This is a genomic window from Myroides sp. C15-4 (assembly GCF_050522745.1).
Lineage (GTDB): Bacteria > Bacteroidota > Bacteroidia > Flavobacteriales > Flavobacteriaceae > Flavobacterium.
Window position 1 is genome coordinate 49,706 of sequence record NZ_JBMVQX010000018.1, and the last position, 17,700, is coordinate 67,405.

Sequence of the window (17,700 nt, forward strand, 5' to 3'; positions counted from 1 at the left end):
AGTAATAGTTTATTGCATATGAAAAATACATATGATTTAATCGTAGTAGGTGGAGGTGTTTTGGGAACCTTCCATGCGTATTACGCAGCGCAAAAGGGATTGCGCGTATTGGTCCTAGAAAAAGATAAACAACCCAGCAGTGCAACAGTGCGCAACTTTGGGCAAGTGGTTCCCTCGGGAATGAATACCAAATGGCAAAATTACGGCAGGGAAAGTTTACAGTTATACAAAGAAATACAAGCTAAATTTGATATTTCAGTACGAAATAACGGTTCGGTCTATTTGGCGTCTAATGAAGAAGAATTAACGCTGCTGGAAGAATTGCATCACATCAATAATGGCAACGGATATACCTCCCACATATTAACCAAAAACGAATGCTTAGATCGCTATCCTGGCATACGATCCTCTTACGTCAAAGGTGGGTTGTTTTTTCCTGAAGAAGTAACCGTAGAACCGCGAACGATGATTCATCGTCTACATGAATTTATGACTACAACACTAGGGGTTAGCTTTGCTTATCAAACGAATGTGGTCCATTGTCAACAGGCGAACGAACAGGTAGAAGTGACAACTGCTAGAGGAGAAGTGCTAGGTGCAACCAAAGTACTGATCTGTTGTGGGGCGGAATTTAAAACGCTTTTCCCTACGGTGTTTGAACAAAGCGATATGGAAGTGACCAAATTGCAAATGATGCAAACAGTAGCTCAACCTAGTACCTATCAATTAAACGGTTCTATATTGACAGGCTTGTCTATTCGCAGGTATGAAGCATTTAGCGAGTGTCCTTCTTTTGAGGCAATCAAAGCAAGAGAAGATCAAACTAGTTTGGAGAAAAAATGGGGGGTGCATATTTTGTTTAAACAGGCGACTGATGGATCAATTATTATTGGTGATTCGCACGAATATGCCGATGCTGTAGATCAGGATGCCTTGGGGTTTGATATCAAACAAGAAATCAATGCTTTTATGCTGGAAGAGGCCAAGAAAATATTCGAATTACCCCGCTATGAAATACGAGATACCTGGTTTGGCGTTTATGCCCAAGGAAAGAATAGCGACATCTTTAATCAAACAATAGGCACAAACATTCATATTGTCACGGGAATTGGTGGTAAAGGCATGACAGGTAGTGCAGGTTATGCAAAAGAAAATATAAATACTTTATTTTAATAAAAATGAAAAATATAGAATTGGTGGTTTTTGATATGGCAGGAACTACGGTGAATGAGGATAACTTAGTGTATAAAACCGTTTGCAACGTAATTAACGATGCGGGTTATGCGGTAAGTTTAGCGCAAACCCTAGAGCACGGTGCAGGTAAAGAAAAGCTACAGGCGATCAAAGATATACTGCGTGCCTGTACGTCAGCAGTTGACGTAGAGAAACAAGCGCAAGTTATTTTTAGAAACTTTAAAAAGCACTTAGAAGATGCCTATAATACCTATCCCATCAAAACATTTGATGGAATGGAAGCCTTTTTTCAAACTTTGCGCGCCAATAAAATCAAGGTGGTATTAAACACAGGATATGATGCGAAAACAGCTACTAAATTATTAGCTAAGCTAAATTGGCAGGTTGGAACTACAATCGATGGATTAATTACAGCAGATGATGTTGTTCTAGGGAGACCCTCTCCTGAGATGATTCAAATGGCAATGAAACAATTCAATATTGTAGATCCGCAAAACGTACTCAAAGCGGGCGATTCCATCATCGATATAGAAGAAGGGAAAAATGCAAATTGCGGGGTAGTAGTAGGAGTTTTAACGGGAGCTCAAACTAGAGATCTGTTGGAAACTGCCGAACCTACGCTAATTGTCGATGCCCTCGTCGACATCCAAAGTATGTTAGTAAAGTAAGTGAATAGAAGTAAAAAGGGATAGTATTGTTTTTTCAAACTATCCCTTTTTTATAGGTAAATAATTAATCGTTTTTATCATAAAAGAAGTAAACCACAAGCATCAGGCAATTTTCTTGGGTTTTATTAATTGGAACGTGTGGAATTCTGCCGTCAAATAAAATAGAATCTCCTGCTTTTACAAGCACTTCGTCTTCCCCAATTACGTAGGTACAGGCGCCTGAAATTACATACTTGAACTCAAAGGCATCCGTTTCTACTTTGTCTCTTTTCGAATTGGGTTTTACCTCCAACAGGACGGTTTCAAAGCCACAAGAGTTGAGCTGCTTGGAAAAGATAGAGCGGTATTCAAAACCCACAGCTGATTCTTCCTTCTCAATTATCGTATAGTCCTCTTTTTTACACAGAATAAAATTGCGCTTATTAGCCAGTGGAATATGGGCGAAAAACGTACCAACTTCAACATCTAGCGCCTGAATAATGTTTAATAAAACAGGTAAGGAAGGAATCGTTCTTCCATTTTCAATTTTAGAAATAAGACCATTACTCACTTCCGCTTTGGTGGCAACTTGTGTAATGGTATATTTATTTCGCTTTCTAATTTCCTTTATTTTTTTGCCTATACCAATCAGGTAATTATCCATGCTTTTTCTGTGTTTAAAAGCAAATATAGGAACTTTATACTAGTAATAGCGTTTTGCGTAAATTATATAGGCGAGGATAAGGAGGTAAAAACATCCTTTGAGCCGTACCGCCTAAAACGGGAAAAAAGGCTGTCAAAGGAATCGAATACTTGATAATTGGTAAGTTTATTATAACTAGAGGTTTCGATAAACGGTTAAAAAAAAGTATATTTGAATAAGGACTCAATAAAAATCGTTTGGTGTTTGTCTGTCAGTGAGTTAGATTTCTTGTCTGACTATGTCCTGATCCTAAAAACCGAAGTAGAAAACCTTTACATCCTAGCTATGAAGTTTACGCTTAAATCGTTTTACTATACTGTATTCCTATTCTTTATCCTGGTCAAAATGACTGCACAACCTAGGGCAGTTTCTACCTATGATAGCCTTATTGCTGAATCTTATCAAAAGGATCAACAAATTAGAGTGGAATGGGATTCCCTCTTGGCAAATGAAAATAGGAGTAATCAAGAATTAGTAGACCATTTTGCTAAGGTTGAGAAAATTGATCTAGACAATCAACGTATCGTACTGCCTATGTTAGATCAATATATAGCTCAGGAAATTGAACTAACGGATGCTTCATTAGCTCAGCTGTACTATATCATTCAACATGCCGATGGAGCAATTCAAAGTAAGTATGCCCCTTTTATAACAACATTGTTTGATAAAGAATTAATTAGCAATCAAGAGTTCGCCTGGTTTAGCGATCGCTTGGCTGTTAGAAAAAACAAGGTTCAACCCTATGGTTTTCAAATAAAAAGTTGGGCAGAAACAGCAGAGCGTTTTCCTTATCCTATTTCCAGTCAGGCAGAAGAAAATTGTCAGCGGATTAGTTTAGAGTCAAGTAAGGCGTATTTGGAGGATAACTTTGGTGGTGATTATCTGCCTCAATACCTCACAACAGGGGAATTCGTTGTTTTTGGTCACGTGAAGGGAGAGCAGAACAACAGGGTAATTGTAGGGGAAGAAATGGAGGAAGCTGTGGTTAATGACAAAGGGTTTTACGTCCTGAAATTGAAGAAAAAGAAGGGGCAAGAAATTCGATTATGCTTGAAAAGAGGGGAAGAAACCATTGATTGTAAAACAATACTCATGGACGACAAGGACTGGGAAGAAGTTGATTTTTAGCTAACGCCAAACTATCTATATCTAAATTGTATATTGGCTTGAAAAACAAGAGCCAAGGATACCATTGGTTTTAAAAATATAAAAAAATGAAGGTGGAATTTATTTGTTTTTTTGCGTGTGCACTAGCACTTGTGGGATGTAAAGACAAGGTAACTACAGCTATTGCAAAGCAAATGGTTGAGGTCAATGTCAATGAAATGAGTTTTATAGATGACTTTATTGAGAATAAAGATATTGTGATTTTGGGTGAGGCAAGTCATGGGGATGGACGTACTTTTGAAATTAAGTCTGATTTAGTCAAGTATTTAGTGGAAGAAAAGGGGTTTACTACCTTTGCTTTTGAGTCAAGAGATTTTTTAGAGATAGCCTATATTGGAGGTAATTCATTTTTAAAAGATAGATTGGAAGAAAGTCTCAAGGAAGATTGGGTACGACAATGGAGCCCATGGGGACCAGCACAAGAAATTCAAGGTTTGGTTGATGTGTTGACTACCAAAGCAATTAGGCCTATTGGGTTGGAGACCTATTCCTACACTTCAGAATTACTCGCGTTAAAATTAATCAAGGAAAAGTTAGCAGAAGATAAGCACGCGATTGGTTTGGTTGATTGGCGCTTGTTAGACGAGTTACATGCAACGATTTTTGAGGAGCCATATGATGCAGATACTGCTGAAGACCTAAAATCCTATGTATCTATTTTACAAGATGTATACAAGGAGGTTCTTCGTTCTGAAGTTTATGATCCGTTTACACTTCAATTAGTAGAAAATGCTAGTACATCAGCAGAATTAAACTATTATTCCTCCCTAGAAGCGAATCCTACAAATCTAAATAAAGTAATAACGTTGAGAGATCTTCAGATGTCAAAAAACTTGGTTTGGTATAAAGAACAACATCCAGAGGCCAAAATCATTGTATGGATGGCAAATTTTCACGGAGCTAAGGAACTAAGTGCTGTTACTTTTGAGGGAGAGGAGGATTACTCCTATGAAAACCAAAAAGTTTTCGCAGAATTCGTTACGGAAAAATATAAAGACAACGTGTTTAGCTTAGCCTTTACATCCTCAGAGGGAAAATCTAAAATGCCTTATGATTTTGAAGGCGTGGAAGAAACTATCATTGTATCGCCTAAAAACTCCTTAGAAGAAGAATTGGCATTAAAAGGGATGGACTATGGTTATATTGATTTTAAGGCCTTACGAAATCAAAAAAGGTATAATCAACAGCGGTTTCATAGCATACTGTTGGGCTATCATAATCAAGAAGGAAATTGGCTCAACGTATTTGATGGACTTTTTTATATTAAGCGAAATGATAGAGCCAATCCAATTGAATAGGTTTGTATCGCTAGGAAAAGTCTTCCATGCAATTTTAAATAGTTAATAGATAGCATAAAAATTAATAAAGCCAAGAGCGCTTCAACCTGCGCCTTGGCTTTATTAATTTTTATGCGGTCTACTATCACTTAAACGAAGTATAGATGGTAATCTATAGCTCCGTCCAGTTTAATTCTTTTCTATATTTTTCCGTGAGGGTAGGGTCTGCTGATTCAATGCTTTGTACGTCGTATTCCTCTTTTAAGTAAGGGGGAATATCCTCAACAGATAAGAGTCCGAAGACTTGATTCTTATCCGCAAGGAATTTGATTGAATCTATATTTCTAAACTTGATAATAGGAAGATCCTGCTTGAGATAGGAAGCTTTATAGTATGGATAAATCATCTCAAAATAAGTAGTGAAATTTTGTTGAAAATTATGTATTTCGATAAAGTCATAAGGCCTTTGAATTAAAGCAAAGGAATTTGCAGTAGGCATAGAACCAATTGAGGCTGAAATGTTGAATAAAGTTTTAGCATTCTCCATATAGTTAAACCTAAACAAAGCGCGTATTAATTCACGCTGTTTTTCCTCTATTTCTGAAGAATTGTAAACATCCATTAATGCTTTTGTCATGACTTGATCCTTTTGATGTAGGGAGTTTAACGTCTGTATATCCACTAACTTATCTAGATTATGGGCTAACCATTTGGGATGATTTTCGATATACATCTTTTTGAACCAAGGGGCTAATTCACCAGAGATAATGGACTGGTAATAATTTTCCTGCCCAGAAAGATAGGACACATTATAGCCATTGTGGAGCACTAATAGTTCCAAAGAGGATTGAAAGAAATCAAGATCGTTATATTGAAACATCGCCTCTAGGTTGTGATGAAGCACTTCAGGATTGTAGCTACCATCCCTATCTTTTAGCGCTTGAATGTCTTTTTTAAGGGCTGTATAATCGGATTCATTTTGAATGTACACATTGTAAATGGTAGAGACTAAGGTATCTCGAGGGGTTTGAGCGCTAGCAAAGGCTGCAAAAAATAGGGTAATGAGGGTGAATCTTATTTTCATAGGATAGTAGTAATTAGATGGGTTAGGTTTATAGTATCTCAAATAGTAGGATCAATTTTGATTAAAAGAACAACAATATACTAAAAATGAATGGAAGTAGGATATGCGTAATAATGAGATTGAATCCGTTCGATTTATCGTCAAGTACTACAAAAATCGCTTGCTGCTTAAAAACAGCAAGCGATTTTTTTTTGAGATGGGAATAAAAATCAACCTACTCTGCTTAGTGGTAAGGGGGCTATCCGTCTTCTTGCTAAGTCGTTGAAAAAAGGTGGAGGTATTAACGTTCTTTTCTACTGTATCGTAGGAGTAAATACAAACTAGTGAGCATGAATACTGCTGCGAGTGCAAAGGCAATACCAGGTAAGTAGAGCCAGGCATTGTCTTGAGTAAAGAGATAGAAACTGTAGGTAAATAACGGAGGTGCTATACTTGTTGTCAACCCATTTAAACTTCCTAATACTCCCTGTAGTTCGCCTTGATGTTGGGAATCAACCGATTTAGATAACATCGACTGAAATCCCGTTTGCTGTACACTACCGAGTAGATAGAGCGTTATTCCGATCCACAGCTGTACTGTTGTTGTACAAAAACTCAGTAGAACTAAACCGATAAAGCTTACAATTACTCCAAGGTAGATCAGTTTGTGATCTGTCAGTCTTTTGGAGAGGTATTGCAACACATACGCTTGTACCAAGAAGCCGATTATACCTATTAAGGTCAGTGATAGTCCGACTTGCTGTTTGCTCCATTCAAATTGGAGTAGGGTAAAAAAGGACCACGTACTCTCCATGCTATGTGAGGCTGCGGAGAGTAAGAAAAAGACAACAAATAAGACGGTGATTTGTTTAAAACGTCGGATGCTTTTTAAAGACTGTAGCGGAGAAAAGGAGGAAAGGCGTATGGGGGTTTTCACTTTCGTTTTATGAGTCTCGGGAAAGTAAAAGTAGCCATATGCGACATTGCATAAGCCTAGAATTCCTGCAAAATAAAAGGGGTAGGTGTGGTCGTATTCACCGAGTAAGCCACCCAATAGAGGTCCCAAGATAAAGCCGATATGAAAAGCCGCATTGAGATAACCAAAGTATTTGGTTCTACTCGATTCATCCGTACTATCTGTGATGGATGCGGAGGTTACAGCGAAGGTAGCCCCTGTAATACCAGCAAGTAATCGGCTAATGAACAAGAGCCAGTAGCTAGAGGCGAGTGCCATAATAAAGCAATCTATCGAAAATCCGAATAGGGAGAGTAGTACTACTTTTCTACGTCCATAGCGGTCGCTTAAAATTCCCAAGATGGGAGCAAAGATAAACTGCATCAAAGCATAAGCGAGTGTCAGTATTCCTCCATATTTTGCAGCTGTGCTTACATCCGCATCCAGTACTTTTTCTAATAATTCGGGGAGTACAGGGAAGATAAGACCAAATCCGGCACTATCTAATAGTATGGTGATCGTACAAAATAGTACGACCCTGTTTCGATTTGTTGATTTCATGATGAGGTATAATAAAATAACGGTACCCCAAAGATTGGGTACTCAAAAAAAACTTGCGTTTTTCTTTTCGAAAGAAGAACGACATCGGTCTATGTTATTTTACTATTGCTGCATAAGCGTACAAAGATAAGCGCTAAAAGAGTTAGGATCAAGAAAAAAGAGGGAAAATAAAGTGTAGAAAGTGCTGTTTTTCTGTATGCGAACTACTTGATTTTATGATATCTTTGAATGGGACTATAAAACAACGTTCGTTGTTCATTCCGCATAAAAATAGACCGCTATGAATTAAATCGTTTTGAATGATACTACAGTAGTGCTCAAAGTGAAAAAGAGTCCTCTATTGGTTCGCGGAATTTTGTATGTAATTACATTTCTTTCCGCTGTTTTACCTATAGGTAGGTTTGTGGTAGATGTTGCCAACGTAGTGAACAACAAAAGGCGAATAACCAAGTGAGAGCAACGTTGGTTGGTGATTGGGAATTAATTATTGAAGAAGAAGATTTATGGACAAAGTTTTAAAAGAAAGTACAGCGGATTTAAAGGTGCTATTGAATTCAACGAAAGCACCTGAAAGAAGAAAAGCAGCTAAACTCATTGGAGCGTTTGAAGTAGTTGAGCTTGGAGACGTATTATATCAAGCATATCTGAAAGAAAGCAAGAATCCAAAAGCTTGGGAAACCCAGTGTGTCATGATAAAAGCTTTAGGTAAAATTAAGTATAAGAATGTTCTTCAAGAGCTATCTAGTATCATAGAAAATAATATAATACATGACATGATAACGAATGAGGCAACTTTAGCATTTATTAGAATAAAAAGAGAAAATAAAAATGATATAATTCCTATCCTGAAATTATTGAAAGAAGGCAATTTATCAGTACTTAATGGAGCATTAAAATCGTTGGCATTTGATGATGTTATCCCTGAAAAAGAAGATAGGTATACACTTATTGATGCAGTTAATTTAAAACAAACGCTTATAAAAGAACAACATAAGGTTGGGGTTTTTGATCCAAGAGCGTATTTACTGTCAGCAATGTCAAAATGGGATAGAAAAGACCCTAAAATTAGTAGTTTTATAGAAGAATGTTCTAAAGATGAGTATTTAGGAACAAAACATGATTTAATTGAAAAAATAAAAAAGGGTAAGAAAGTATACGCGGAGTAAGCGTTGAATCCTTTCTTTGTCTAGTAAGGCTGTGTATCAAACTAGGTTTACTGTTATTTGCTTACCTTTATAAAAAAAGAAAAACAAAGGACGAGTTCACTTGTCTTTTTTGCTTGCTGTTATGAAACAAGAAGAAGAAATATCCCTCTGTATCCAATTAATCAATTGGATGCAAGACTATACCTTGTCCAATGAAGTGGTCCTGTCGCGTATTGATACCCAAGACTTTCTGGCTAAAGCCCTTATTCTCGATCAACAAAGAAAGGGAAAAATGTTAGGGAAATCATTAGAACAGCTCGTAAGACGAGCACTTGAAGTGCTTGAGCAGGCGGATCCAGCACTTGAGGTACACAACCAACGGTATCCGTATTCCTTTCTCGATGTGGTCTATCACTTGTTGCAAGCCTGTGAAAATGAGAATGTATCTACCCAGTCTTTACAAGGCTATATAGAAGCAGCAACAGATGAAATTTTGCAGAGCCGATTGGTCAATTTTACCATTGAAAAACTAGTGTTGGAGAACAATATTGAAACAAGCCTAGCTCTAATTCCTAAAATAAAGGATAAGGCGTATCACTACCGCAGCTATCGATTACTCGCACATTATTATGCTGGTCGTGGAGATAAAGCAAATTTTCTTCAAGTCTTGAAAAAATGTGATGCCCGAAAAGATATTGATGACTTAGAGGAAATCAAGACCATTTTTATCGAAACCTATGCAGCTCAACACCCTTTAGAGGAGGTAATGGCATTAGTTCAAAACAAGCCCTTTGGACCTGCGTATTATTTCGCCGCTTTCTTGCCTTTAGTGAAAAAGGAATCGTTTCATACTATTCAAACACTATTGCATGCTTCAGCGTTTGAAGCTCCTAATTTGTACGTGCAGGAAATAATTCTGACCAATGCTTTTCGCTATAACAAAGCCAATCAAACACCTGAGAACTTTGCCCACTTACAACAACTGTTGGATGCAATTCCAGCTAGGGTGAGATGGGCTCCCTCAGATTTTAGTTTAAAAGATAATTTGTGGTCCTTTATAGCGGATGCGTTACTAGCCAATCAACAGCTTGATTTTACTGCTGAATTACTGTATTGCAGCAAGAAAATTAGCGCTAAAATAATCAAAGATAGTCTCAAACGACAACTAAAAACCTACCGTAAAGAAGAAGAAAAGGAATGAATTTTTTCCTTGTATTTTAGTAGAGTACTCCACGAGTTTCTCCATCATTTGCACCAATTTTCACTACTTTGATTCCTATTTTGGCGAAAAAGGCGGCGGTGGATATTCCGCTGAGCAATTGGCAAGAAAATTGGCAAAAGAATATCAGTTGACTCGCGACATTACCTTTGATAGTGAATCGGTATGTTTAGTGTGTCAGCGTCCAATCAGGCTGTTCTGTTGAAATTGAGCCTGTTTTTGCACGAGATAACTGGGGGAGAAGAACAACATAAGAGTTGTGATAGTTTAGTGCCTAGCATAGCGCTAAAGAAAGGAGAAGAACTCTTGTTGGCTGGTTTTGTATGGATCGTAGATGAACATAAACAAGCGCAATTTAATCGACAAGTACCCTATCCCACACTAACACCTGTACAACGCCAATACATCCAAGCGATGATTTAGTATGTAAAACCCAGAGGGTAAAACAAGAGTATTGACCAAGGATAGGTCTAAATAGAGATGTACATTTAATAATATAACAATGAAGCAGAGACTTTTTTTTTCAAAGATAAACCAAGAGAATGTTTTAACATTAGAGGATAAATTAATTAATACATCAAGTATTTGTATAATTAATAAAGATTATGATGTTAAATGCTTGAGGAAGCTAAATGAACTTCTTGTCAAGTATTCCGAAATATTAGTACTGTATGAAATCGAAACAAAAAAACTTTTGGAAGAAGGCGATTTAAGTGCATTACAATATCTAAGTAATGTCCAAAATTTATGTATTGCAGTTAATATGGGGATAATTAGTACTCTTGATCAACTTGGAAATATTAAGCATTTAGAACGTTTAGAACTAATGAATAGGTTTAAAAAGGGTATTTCATTAGAAGTGTTGAATAAATTTACAACGTTAAAATACTTTAGAATTGAGAGCGGGATCACTAATAAGCAACACCAATTTTTAAATATACAAAATAGTTTAGAAATATTAAGAGCATCTTCATTAGACTTAAGTAAATTATCTATTAATCCTTTTATGAAAATATTACTTATTTCAAAAGAATTAAAAAGTGGAGAGTTATTAAATGCAGTTTTTCCTAATTTAAGGACTTTAATGTTAGAAAGATGTAATAAACTTAATCTTGAAGATACTATTTCAAGTTTAGATTTGAAAGCTATTCGATTGGGACATATTTCTACTGTAGAAAAACTTCCAATTTTTAAATACGCCAATAATATAGAGTTATTTCAATGTGTAGGTTTAAAAAAATTAACAGATGTAAATTCAATCTTTAGTATGACTAATTTAAAAGCTTTAATGATTACAGAGTTAGTAGATATAAATGCAGATATTTTTATTGAGCGATTAAAAGAGTTAAAGTTTTTAGAAGTAGCTTATATAACGTTTAAAAACTCATCTGAAAGTGATAGGATTTATAATTATTGTTGTAAAAATGGATTACATTTTAAGCAACCGGGGTTAGTTGATTCAAAGCGTTTTGGGCTGTATGCTTTATGATGCTCATTAAGCAAAGATCAGAAGTAGCAAAAATCCAAGAAAATTTTCTTCCGAATAAAGGAAAAACAAGTTGTTACACAGATTTCCCTACTGTTATACCCTCCACAATCAGAACAAAATCACTGATTATAGGGGGTAAATGGTACAAGTTAAAAGCTTTAATTTGAAAAGAAAAACCATAAAACACAATTCATGCAGAAGATAATAGATCAATTGGTGCAAACTGACCGATTTGAAAAAGGAAAAGGACTTGATTTAGAAGAAATCAAAGCGTTAAATGAGCAGTTAGAACAAAATATACCTGACTTTTTTGCGTCCTATATCAACATTTTTGGATTTAATGACAATGTATTCTGGGGGATTTTTAATGAGGAAGATGATTTTATAGCGCAAAATGAAATGATTCAGGAATTGGGATTTGCTGATTATATAGCAATAGGGGATGCATACAATGAAAATCTACTTGTTGCCCATATTGAAAATCAGCAGTTATTCTTACTAGAAGACGATCAGTTGATTGATCTAAAAACGACTTTTTCTCAAATGTTACTTCAAGCGGTTGAGGAGGTAGATTCTAATTCGTTTGAACTGATGCAACAAGTTAATGCTATTTATGAACGTATTCAAGTGGATAAAACGACCCTAAAAAACTCTTTTATCGCGCATTTTAATCAAGTAAAAACAACGGTGTCAAACAATAAGGATCGCGTATACGGCTTAGTTATAGCAAAAGATGAAGCGAGTAATTTATATCATTTATATGCTGGAAGTTTGCATACATTTGAATTAAAAACTCAAGGAGAAACCATCGATTATGATGCATTGTGGACGCCTGAAAAAATGGAGTATCAACAAGCGATGCCTCTAAATGAAATTTTGCTCAACAGTAAAACAGACATAGATTTTAGAGCACTGGATTTACTGTTTTTAGATGTCTTACGCGATTTAAAAGAAGAGGGCTATTTCAGTGATCAAATGGATCATTTTTCAATTTCAATTCAATCCGATCAGGTAGATTTATTTCCCGAAGACTCTTATGATGAAGCTGTACGAAAGGAGAATAATTTGGAGACAAAAATCAGAAGGTTTTGGGAATCACCCTATGATCGTACTCGATTGTTAATGGAAATCGTGTAATACAATAAATTATACCTCTTAAAAAGTTGTTTTTTTTAAGAGGTATAATTTTATTATTATGTAAAGTTTGCTACGTTGATATTCGTGTATAAAAGTTTTCCATTGGGTTAAAAAAACAGTTTTCTTACTTCTTCAGGATATTCCTCGTCAGCAAAGTTTCGGTTTTTTGCCCTGCTATTGCTTTTATTTTGCTAAAGTAGTCTCTGCTCTATGTTTCAATAGGACTGATATTTTGTTGAGGTGGCAATCCCTATTATCAGCTATTTTTTTTGTATTCCTGTTTTTACTACTTGTAATTGTTCAATACAAGAAATCAGATCCTAGCATTCATAAGGGGTTATCGTCCATTTTTGTGTTTTTATACAACACTTTTTTCAAAGGAATTCAAACGAAAATCAACTGTGTTTTTTAACAGATTAATGGGAAGAGGTGAGCAGTTTTGATGGATATTGTGTAATGTATAGTTTTCTTTTTTATATCATTTTTCACTGATAGGATCAAGATGAACTTCTTTTCTACTTGATCGCAAAGTAGAAAAAATCATATCAGAAATGCATTGATACAAGATCTGATTAAAATACCATTTACCCGATTAGTAAAGCTAACAATTCTATTTGTGATTCGTGGTATTTCATATCAACGTATTTAAGTTATTTTTATCTATTTTTTGTAACAGGATAAAATGACGTGTTACATTTCTGTCGTTTTGTAACAGGATAAAATAACATGTTACATTTTTGCTTTTTTTGTAACAGGAGAAAATAACGTGTTACATTTTTGCTGTTTTTGTAACAGGATGAAATTTAATCTGCATTCAATTTATGTAATTGGGTAGCTTCGTTTAAGATGCTACTACTTTATAATGACCTCGTTACTCTATAGAATCTTATTATTTAATGAGGTCAGAAGACTTGGTAGTTAATACCAAATTATAAATTTATATAATTCATATTAAATCTTGTTGTTTTTCCAATCTTTAACCAATCTTCAACAATGTCATTAGAACCAAATAATTTCTTGTACCCCTTTGCAATTTTAACCATATGTAATATGATGTAAATCTTATCAACTTCAGAAGGAAGTTCCTTGTAATATTTCCTCAAAATAGCTTCAATAATTAATTGATTTTCTTTTAAAAAGACATTCCCACTCTTGTCCTCAATAACAGCTTTTAAAAAATTAATCGATTCCTCTAAACGTTCTTTCTTAAACATCAGAATATTATTCAATATAATATTTATGAGCATTTTATTCTCTGATTCCCAATCTGCTGAAGACAACCTTTTATAAAGTGCACGTAAACCATTAACTACCCCTTTTTCATTATAACTAATAAATGTATCACTTAGATTAATATATCCCTCATACTTAAAATGTAATTTAGATATTTCATTAAAAATTTCTTCATCAAATTTATTATATGTTAATAAAAACAAATACATCTCTTTAATTAGCTCTTTTGAAATATTAAATGTAATGTCATCTTCCCTCTTTAACCAAGGCTTTACTTTTTTCCATTCACTCAATAACTCTTTATAGATTTGATCTTTTTCTTTATTAGTCCACTTAATTTTATGAAGTTTTGAAAGTCTTATAAAATTCATACTTGGTCCATACTGTTTTTCTTCTGCTCCAGATTTAAACAATAACGAACTATTCAAAATCATCACTTTTAAACTCTTTAGAGAAAACTGTTTCTCTTTAGTTACAAAATAATAAACTACATTAATATCATCCCATCCTTTAATCGAACTTAAATTCTTGTTATTAAACACATTATTTTTTTGACTATTTGAGAGTATAGGATACAAACAATAGATTAAAAACCAATAATTTTCATATGTCCCTTTATTATTAATAATACTATCTATCTTATTCCAAACATCACTACTCTTTCCCTGGTATATGAATTTTTTTCCTTTTAGAAATAACATTATATCAATAACTTCCTTTGAGATTTTTTTTTGTTTCAGACATTGTTCAAAGATAGTTGTAAAACAACTCTTTGAATTTGAATACTTAATTATAGACTTTAAAAATAAAAACTCTTCATTCCTCCAGTCATCAAAGGCATGTTCAAAAAACTTATCATTTCGAATAATCGTTAGTTCCAACTCATTCCATACTTTAGGTTTAACAGATACAAAAATTTCAGCACAGAAGAGTAAAATTGATTTTCTTAGATTAGGATTAGATAACTCTTTGTTATAAATGTTCAATAATTTTGGAACTATCGTATTTACAAAATCAGCTAAAGAATCATCATACATATAATCTTGAGCGATTCTTCGTATAAACTTCTCATCAGTATATTGTAGACTATAAAACAAACATGGATAAGAATAATCTTGAAACAGATGGCTAAAGAATTTATACCATTCTGTCTTATCTATAAATATTGATGCTCCATTAGTTAATGGTATGCCTATACTTCCTATTGAACTTAAGAAAGCATAAGATATCCCTTTATCCGTAATCTTTATTGTCTCCCATATCGTAGATGAATTATGCTGAAATCTATTTGCTCCATAAGCTTCTATTTTATTACTTTTCTTCTCAAAACTCTTAACATAAGAATCTACAAAATCATAAATAGAAACAAATCCTTTATTTTTAAGAGCTTGTATTAATTCACTACTCTTCTTTTGCCTGTCGACATCATATCCTTCCAATAATTCAAAAAATCGAGATACTTGATTATATAATAGAATATCGTCTAGATCTTCATACAGCATTATTGGTTTAATCGACTTCAGATATTTTAAAGATTTTTTTTGATCAAAGTAACTTAATAAACAAGCTTTCTTAATCTTAAACAAAAAATCATTAGGTACCCAATTAGAAATTAATTTTGAAGCTTCATCATAATTAAAAACAAATAGATTCTTTAAAATATTATAATAACTATTATTCTCATTTTTTAAACATCGAAACTTTTCTTCATTGTTTAATAACAGAATCTCTTTGTTTTTCAAATCAACAAATAATGATTCATTACTTATAACGTTCTCAATCTTATTTAAAACATTATCATTAAAAAAAGTCGATATAGATAAATTCAAATCTCTTATAGCCATCAACGCAAACATTCCCAAATCGCACCACTGAGTTTCTTCAATTTCCCCCTTATCAATTACATCTTGAACATAGTTAATAAATCGGATTTTAATAAACTCACTATTGGTATTTCTTAAACTTAGAACAACCTTTTTGTCTATCTTTTTTAGAGGAGTTAAATACTCAATTATTCTTTGATTATTAATCTTCTCTGAAGTATTAAATAAAGCTAAATCAAGATTTCGCCAAATATTCTCATATTCTAAATTAGTAAGATGTGATTTGTTTAATCGTATTGTATCTACCAAATTGGTGTCCAAAAAATGCAAAAATGTATCAATAGACTTTTTACGTCCTTTAAAGCCTAACATATTGTCGTAACCGCTGAGTAAATGAGTTTCTACATCTACGTCTCCTAAAAAGATTGGATAGATATTATGATTTTCGAAGAACAACTTTTTAGATGATGTAAAATCATCTTTACCTGTAGAAATAAAATAAATCTTAGAGTCCTTATTCTTACTACTTTTTAAGACATCTCGTACCCATTTTACCCACTCTAAAAAATTAGGATCATCACCCGAAAAACCAATTAAACAAAAAGACTCTTGTAATAAAGAAATACGCATTAGTTGGGTAAAAGCTTCATGCTTTTCAGGGTAACTCTCATAGTCACTTTTAGCGAAAATATACTGAGTAGTAATATCTCCATCAAACCCATATTCTACATCATTTTTTCTAAGACTTCCATGTAGTTTTACAATATTTTTATTCTTACTGACAGACAATTCGGAAGCTTTAGTAACTAAATTAAAACTGTTTTTGCTTAGTTTTTTAAGCCAGTCAATTTCAGATAAGGTTTTACTTTTATTGATTTCGATAGCTTCCTTACTTTGTTCAATTTCATCTAATTTAGCTTTACATTTAGAAATCAAATCATCTATACCTATTTGACATTTCGATTCATCTTCTATAACTATTTCTAGCTCTTTACATGTTTTCCTCTTAAGCTCATTAAAGTTTTGTTGTTTTGTTTCATTAGAAAAGGTTTCTATACGAACATTATCAAGAGATAATGAATTTACACTACTCTCATTGAAATTTAGCTCACTTTCCTTAAAACGATTTAATTCTGATAGTCGCTTTAATATTGTTGAATGCTTCTCTGTAAATTTTAAAATATCAAAGTCGTATTTAAAAATTTGATGTTCAGAGTCACTTATTTCCTTATTAATGTTGCCTTTAAAAGAATTATTAATCGGGATTTCAAGCAACTCATCATAGTTTGTTGTATAGATATTATTCCATGGTAGATTAATCATTTTCTTATGTAGAAGTAAGTCATTATCTGTTAACTCTACCTCTTTATCAGTTTTCTTTAAATAAAGATATTTTTTATCGCCTTCACTTTTAACTTGAGGTGTTCTTTCTTCAATATAACTTGTTACTACCTCACGATAACCATGTTTCTCAATATATTGTTCTACAAGGTTTAGATAACCAATATCTTTTATGTATTCATTGACTTTCTTGGCTCTAAAATTTATTAAAGTACCGAACTCCTCTATTAATAAAAACTTTTCACTATACTCCATGTCAATCTTAGTTCCATAAAGGTCTAGCACCAGATCTTCTAATAAATCAGTCCATAATGGAAACAAGTCACTCGCATTTCTACTAAAACCTGCACCAATAATTACAGACATCTGTCCAGTATCTAATTTTTCCTTTAATTTTTCAAGCTCTTTGATTGAGTCGTTCACTTGAGTAGTCATAATTCTTTTTTTGTAACCAACTCAAATATACCTTTTCTATTCGAAGAGTCTATACGGAAACCTAAAACATTATTTAATAGAAGTACATATCTGTATGTATGGATAAAATATACCTTGTGACTGGCTCTATATTATAAAAAAAACTGTAGACAAGGTGCTATTAACATTTGTATATTGAAATTGCATTTCTATATAGGGTTTTCGATTTAGTTTTTTCTGATTCTCCGCAAACACACCTAATATTTTTAGTATATTAGCGCTCAAAAAGCAGGGATTATGAACATATTCAGTTTTACGGCTCATTTCGGTTC

General features: G+C 33.6%; 14 protein-coding genes. 9 read left to right on the forward strand and 5 right to left on the reverse strand.

The window, feature by feature from the left end; all coding sequences use genetic code 11:
• Positions 1 to 18 precede the first annotated feature (18 nt).
• Together ACPDHL_RS09585 and ACPDHL_RS09590 are read left to right on the forward strand one after the other, a co-directional pair.
• The gene (locus ACPDHL_RS09585) at positions 19 to 1,173 is read left to right on the forward strand and encodes a TIGR03364 family FAD-dependent oxidoreductase (RefSeq protein WP_430532545.1); all 1,155 of its coding nucleotides are present in this window, start codon (positions 19 to 21) and stop codon (positions 1,171 to 1,173) included.
• Between the two features lie 5 nt (positions 1,174 to 1,178).
• A complete protein-coding gene (locus tag ACPDHL_RS09590; RefSeq protein ID WP_430532546.1) occupies positions 1,179 to 1,862 on the forward strand; it encodes a phosphonatase-like hydrolase in 684 nt (227 codons plus the stop codon).
• A gap of 64 nt (positions 1,863 to 1,926) precedes the next feature.
• On the opposite strand, the gene ACPDHL_RS09595 is transcribed toward ACPDHL_RS09590, so the two are convergent.
• A complete protein-coding gene (locus ACPDHL_RS09595; protein ID WP_430532547.1) occupies positions 1,927 to 2,505 on the reverse strand; it encodes a helix-turn-helix domain-containing protein in 579 nt (192 codons plus the stop codon).
• Positions 2,506 to 2,715: 210 nt separating this feature from the next.
• On the opposite strand from ACPDHL_RS09595, the gene ACPDHL_RS09600 reads away from it, so the two are divergent.
• Together ACPDHL_RS09600 and ACPDHL_RS09605 are read left to right on the forward strand one after the other, a co-directional pair.
• Positions 2,716 to 3,672: a hypothetical protein gene (locus ACPDHL_RS09600; RefSeq protein WP_430532548.1), complete on the forward strand. Its 957-nt coding sequence runs from the start codon at positions 2,716 to 2,718 to the stop codon at positions 3,670 to 3,672.
• A gap of 86 nt (positions 3,673 to 3,758) precedes the next feature.
• Positions 3,759 to 5,009 carry an erythromycin esterase family protein gene (locus ACPDHL_RS09605; RefSeq protein WP_430532549.1) on the forward strand — a complete coding sequence of 417 codons (1,251 nt, stop codon included), beginning with the start codon at positions 3,759 to 3,761 and terminating at the stop codon, positions 5,007 to 5,009.
• 151 nt (positions 5,010 to 5,160) lie between these two features.
• Here ACPDHL_RS09605 and ACPDHL_RS09610 read toward each other — a convergent pair whose 3' ends face one another.
• Together ACPDHL_RS09610 and ACPDHL_RS09615 are read right to left on the reverse strand one after the other, a co-directional pair.
• The gene (locus ACPDHL_RS09610) at positions 5,161 to 6,072 is read right to left on the reverse strand and encodes a hypothetical protein (RefSeq protein WP_430532550.1); all 912 of its coding nucleotides are present in this window, start codon (positions 6,070 to 6,072) and stop codon (positions 5,161 to 5,163) included.
• Positions 6,073 to 6,352: 280 nt separating this feature from the next.
• Positions 6,353 to 7,567: a TCR/Tet family MFS transporter gene (locus tag ACPDHL_RS09615; protein ID WP_430532551.1), complete on the reverse strand. Its 1,215-nt coding sequence runs from the start codon at positions 7,565 to 7,567 to the stop codon at positions 6,353 to 6,355.
• Between the two features lie 503 nt (positions 7,568 to 8,070).
• Here ACPDHL_RS09615 and ACPDHL_RS09620 point away from each other — a divergent pair.
• From ACPDHL_RS09620 to ACPDHL_RS09640, 5 genes are all read left to right on the forward strand, one after another.
• Positions 8,071 to 8,733, forward strand: a complete 663-nt coding sequence (locus ACPDHL_RS09620; protein ID WP_430532552.1) for a hypothetical protein — start codon at positions 8,071 to 8,073, stop codon at positions 8,731 to 8,733.
• Between the two features lie 121 nt (positions 8,734 to 8,854).
• Complete coding sequence (locus ACPDHL_RS09625; RefSeq protein WP_430532553.1) at positions 8,855 to 9,913, forward strand: hypothetical protein; 1,059 nt, start codon at positions 8,855 to 8,857, stop codon at positions 9,911 to 9,913.
• 183 nt (positions 9,914 to 10,096) lie between these two features.
• Positions 10,097 to 10,354 (forward strand): hypothetical protein, encoded by a 258-nt coding sequence (locus ACPDHL_RS09630; protein ID WP_430532554.1) that lies wholly within the window; start codon positions 10,097 to 10,099, stop codon positions 10,352 to 10,354.
• A gap of 79 nt (positions 10,355 to 10,433) precedes the next feature.
• Positions 10,434 to 11,420, forward strand: coding sequence for a hypothetical protein (locus ACPDHL_RS09635; RefSeq protein WP_430532555.1), 987 nt, complete (start codon positions 10,434 to 10,436; stop codon positions 11,418 to 11,420).
• A gap of 192 nt (positions 11,421 to 11,612) precedes the next feature.
• Positions 11,613 to 12,557 (forward strand): hypothetical protein, encoded by a 945-nt coding sequence (locus tag ACPDHL_RS09640; RefSeq protein WP_430532556.1) that lies wholly within the window; start codon positions 11,613 to 11,615, stop codon positions 12,555 to 12,557.
• A 929-nt stretch (positions 12,558 to 13,486) separates the two neighbouring features.
• Here the strand turns inward: ACPDHL_RS09640 and ACPDHL_RS09645 are convergent.
• Positions 13,487 to 17,389: an SIR2 family protein gene (locus ACPDHL_RS09645; RefSeq protein ID WP_430532557.1), complete on the reverse strand. Its 3,903-nt coding sequence runs from the start codon at positions 17,387 to 17,389 to the stop codon at positions 13,487 to 13,489.
• Positions 17,390 to 17,515: 126 nt separating this feature from the next.
• Positions 17,516 to 17,700, reverse strand: a 185-nt coding sequence (locus ACPDHL_RS09650; RefSeq protein WP_430532558.1) for a hypothetical protein, incomplete at its 5' end; no start/stop codon positions are given.

Coding starts and splice junctions, on each gene's coding strand:
- ACPDHL_RS09585 (WP_430532545.1), top strand. CDS start 19: ATGAAAAATACATATGATTTAATCGTAGTAGGTGGAGGTGTTTTGGGA.
- ACPDHL_RS09590 (WP_430532546.1), top strand. CDS start 1,179: ATGAAAAATATAGAATTGGTGGTTTTTGATATGGCAGGAACTACGGTG.
- ACPDHL_RS09595 (WP_430532547.1), bottom strand. CDS start 2,505: ATGGATAATTACCTGATTGGTATAGGCAAAAAAATAAAGGAAATTAGA.
- ACPDHL_RS09605 (WP_430532549.1), top strand. CDS start 3,759: ATGAAGGTGGAATTTATTTGTTTTTTTGCGTGTGCACTAGCACTTGTG.
- ACPDHL_RS09610 (WP_430532550.1), bottom strand. CDS start 6,072: ATGAAAATAAGATTCACCCTCATTACCCTATTTTTTGCAGCCTTTGCT.
- ACPDHL_RS09615 (WP_430532551.1), bottom strand. CDS start 7,567: ATGAAATCAACAAATCGAAACAGGGTCGTACTATTTTGTACGATCACC.
- ACPDHL_RS09620 (WP_430532552.1), top strand. CDS start 8,071: ATGGACAAAGTTTTAAAAGAAAGTACAGCGGATTTAAAGGTGCTATTG.
- ACPDHL_RS09625 (WP_430532553.1), top strand. CDS start 8,855: ATGAAACAAGAAGAAGAAATATCCCTCTGTATCCAATTAATCAATTGG.
- ACPDHL_RS09630 (WP_430532554.1), top strand. CDS start 10,097: ATGTTTAGTGTGTCAGCGTCCAATCAGGCTGTTCTGTTGAAATTGAGC.
- ACPDHL_RS09635 (WP_430532555.1), top strand. CDS start 10,434: ATGAAGCAGAGACTTTTTTTTTCAAAGATAAACCAAGAGAATGTTTTA.
- ACPDHL_RS09640 (WP_430532556.1), top strand. CDS start 11,613: ATGCAGAAGATAATAGATCAATTGGTGCAAACTGACCGATTTGAAAAA.
- ACPDHL_RS09645 (WP_430532557.1), bottom strand. CDS start 17,389: ATGACTACTCAAGTGAACGACTCAATCAAAGAGCTTGAAAAATTAAAG.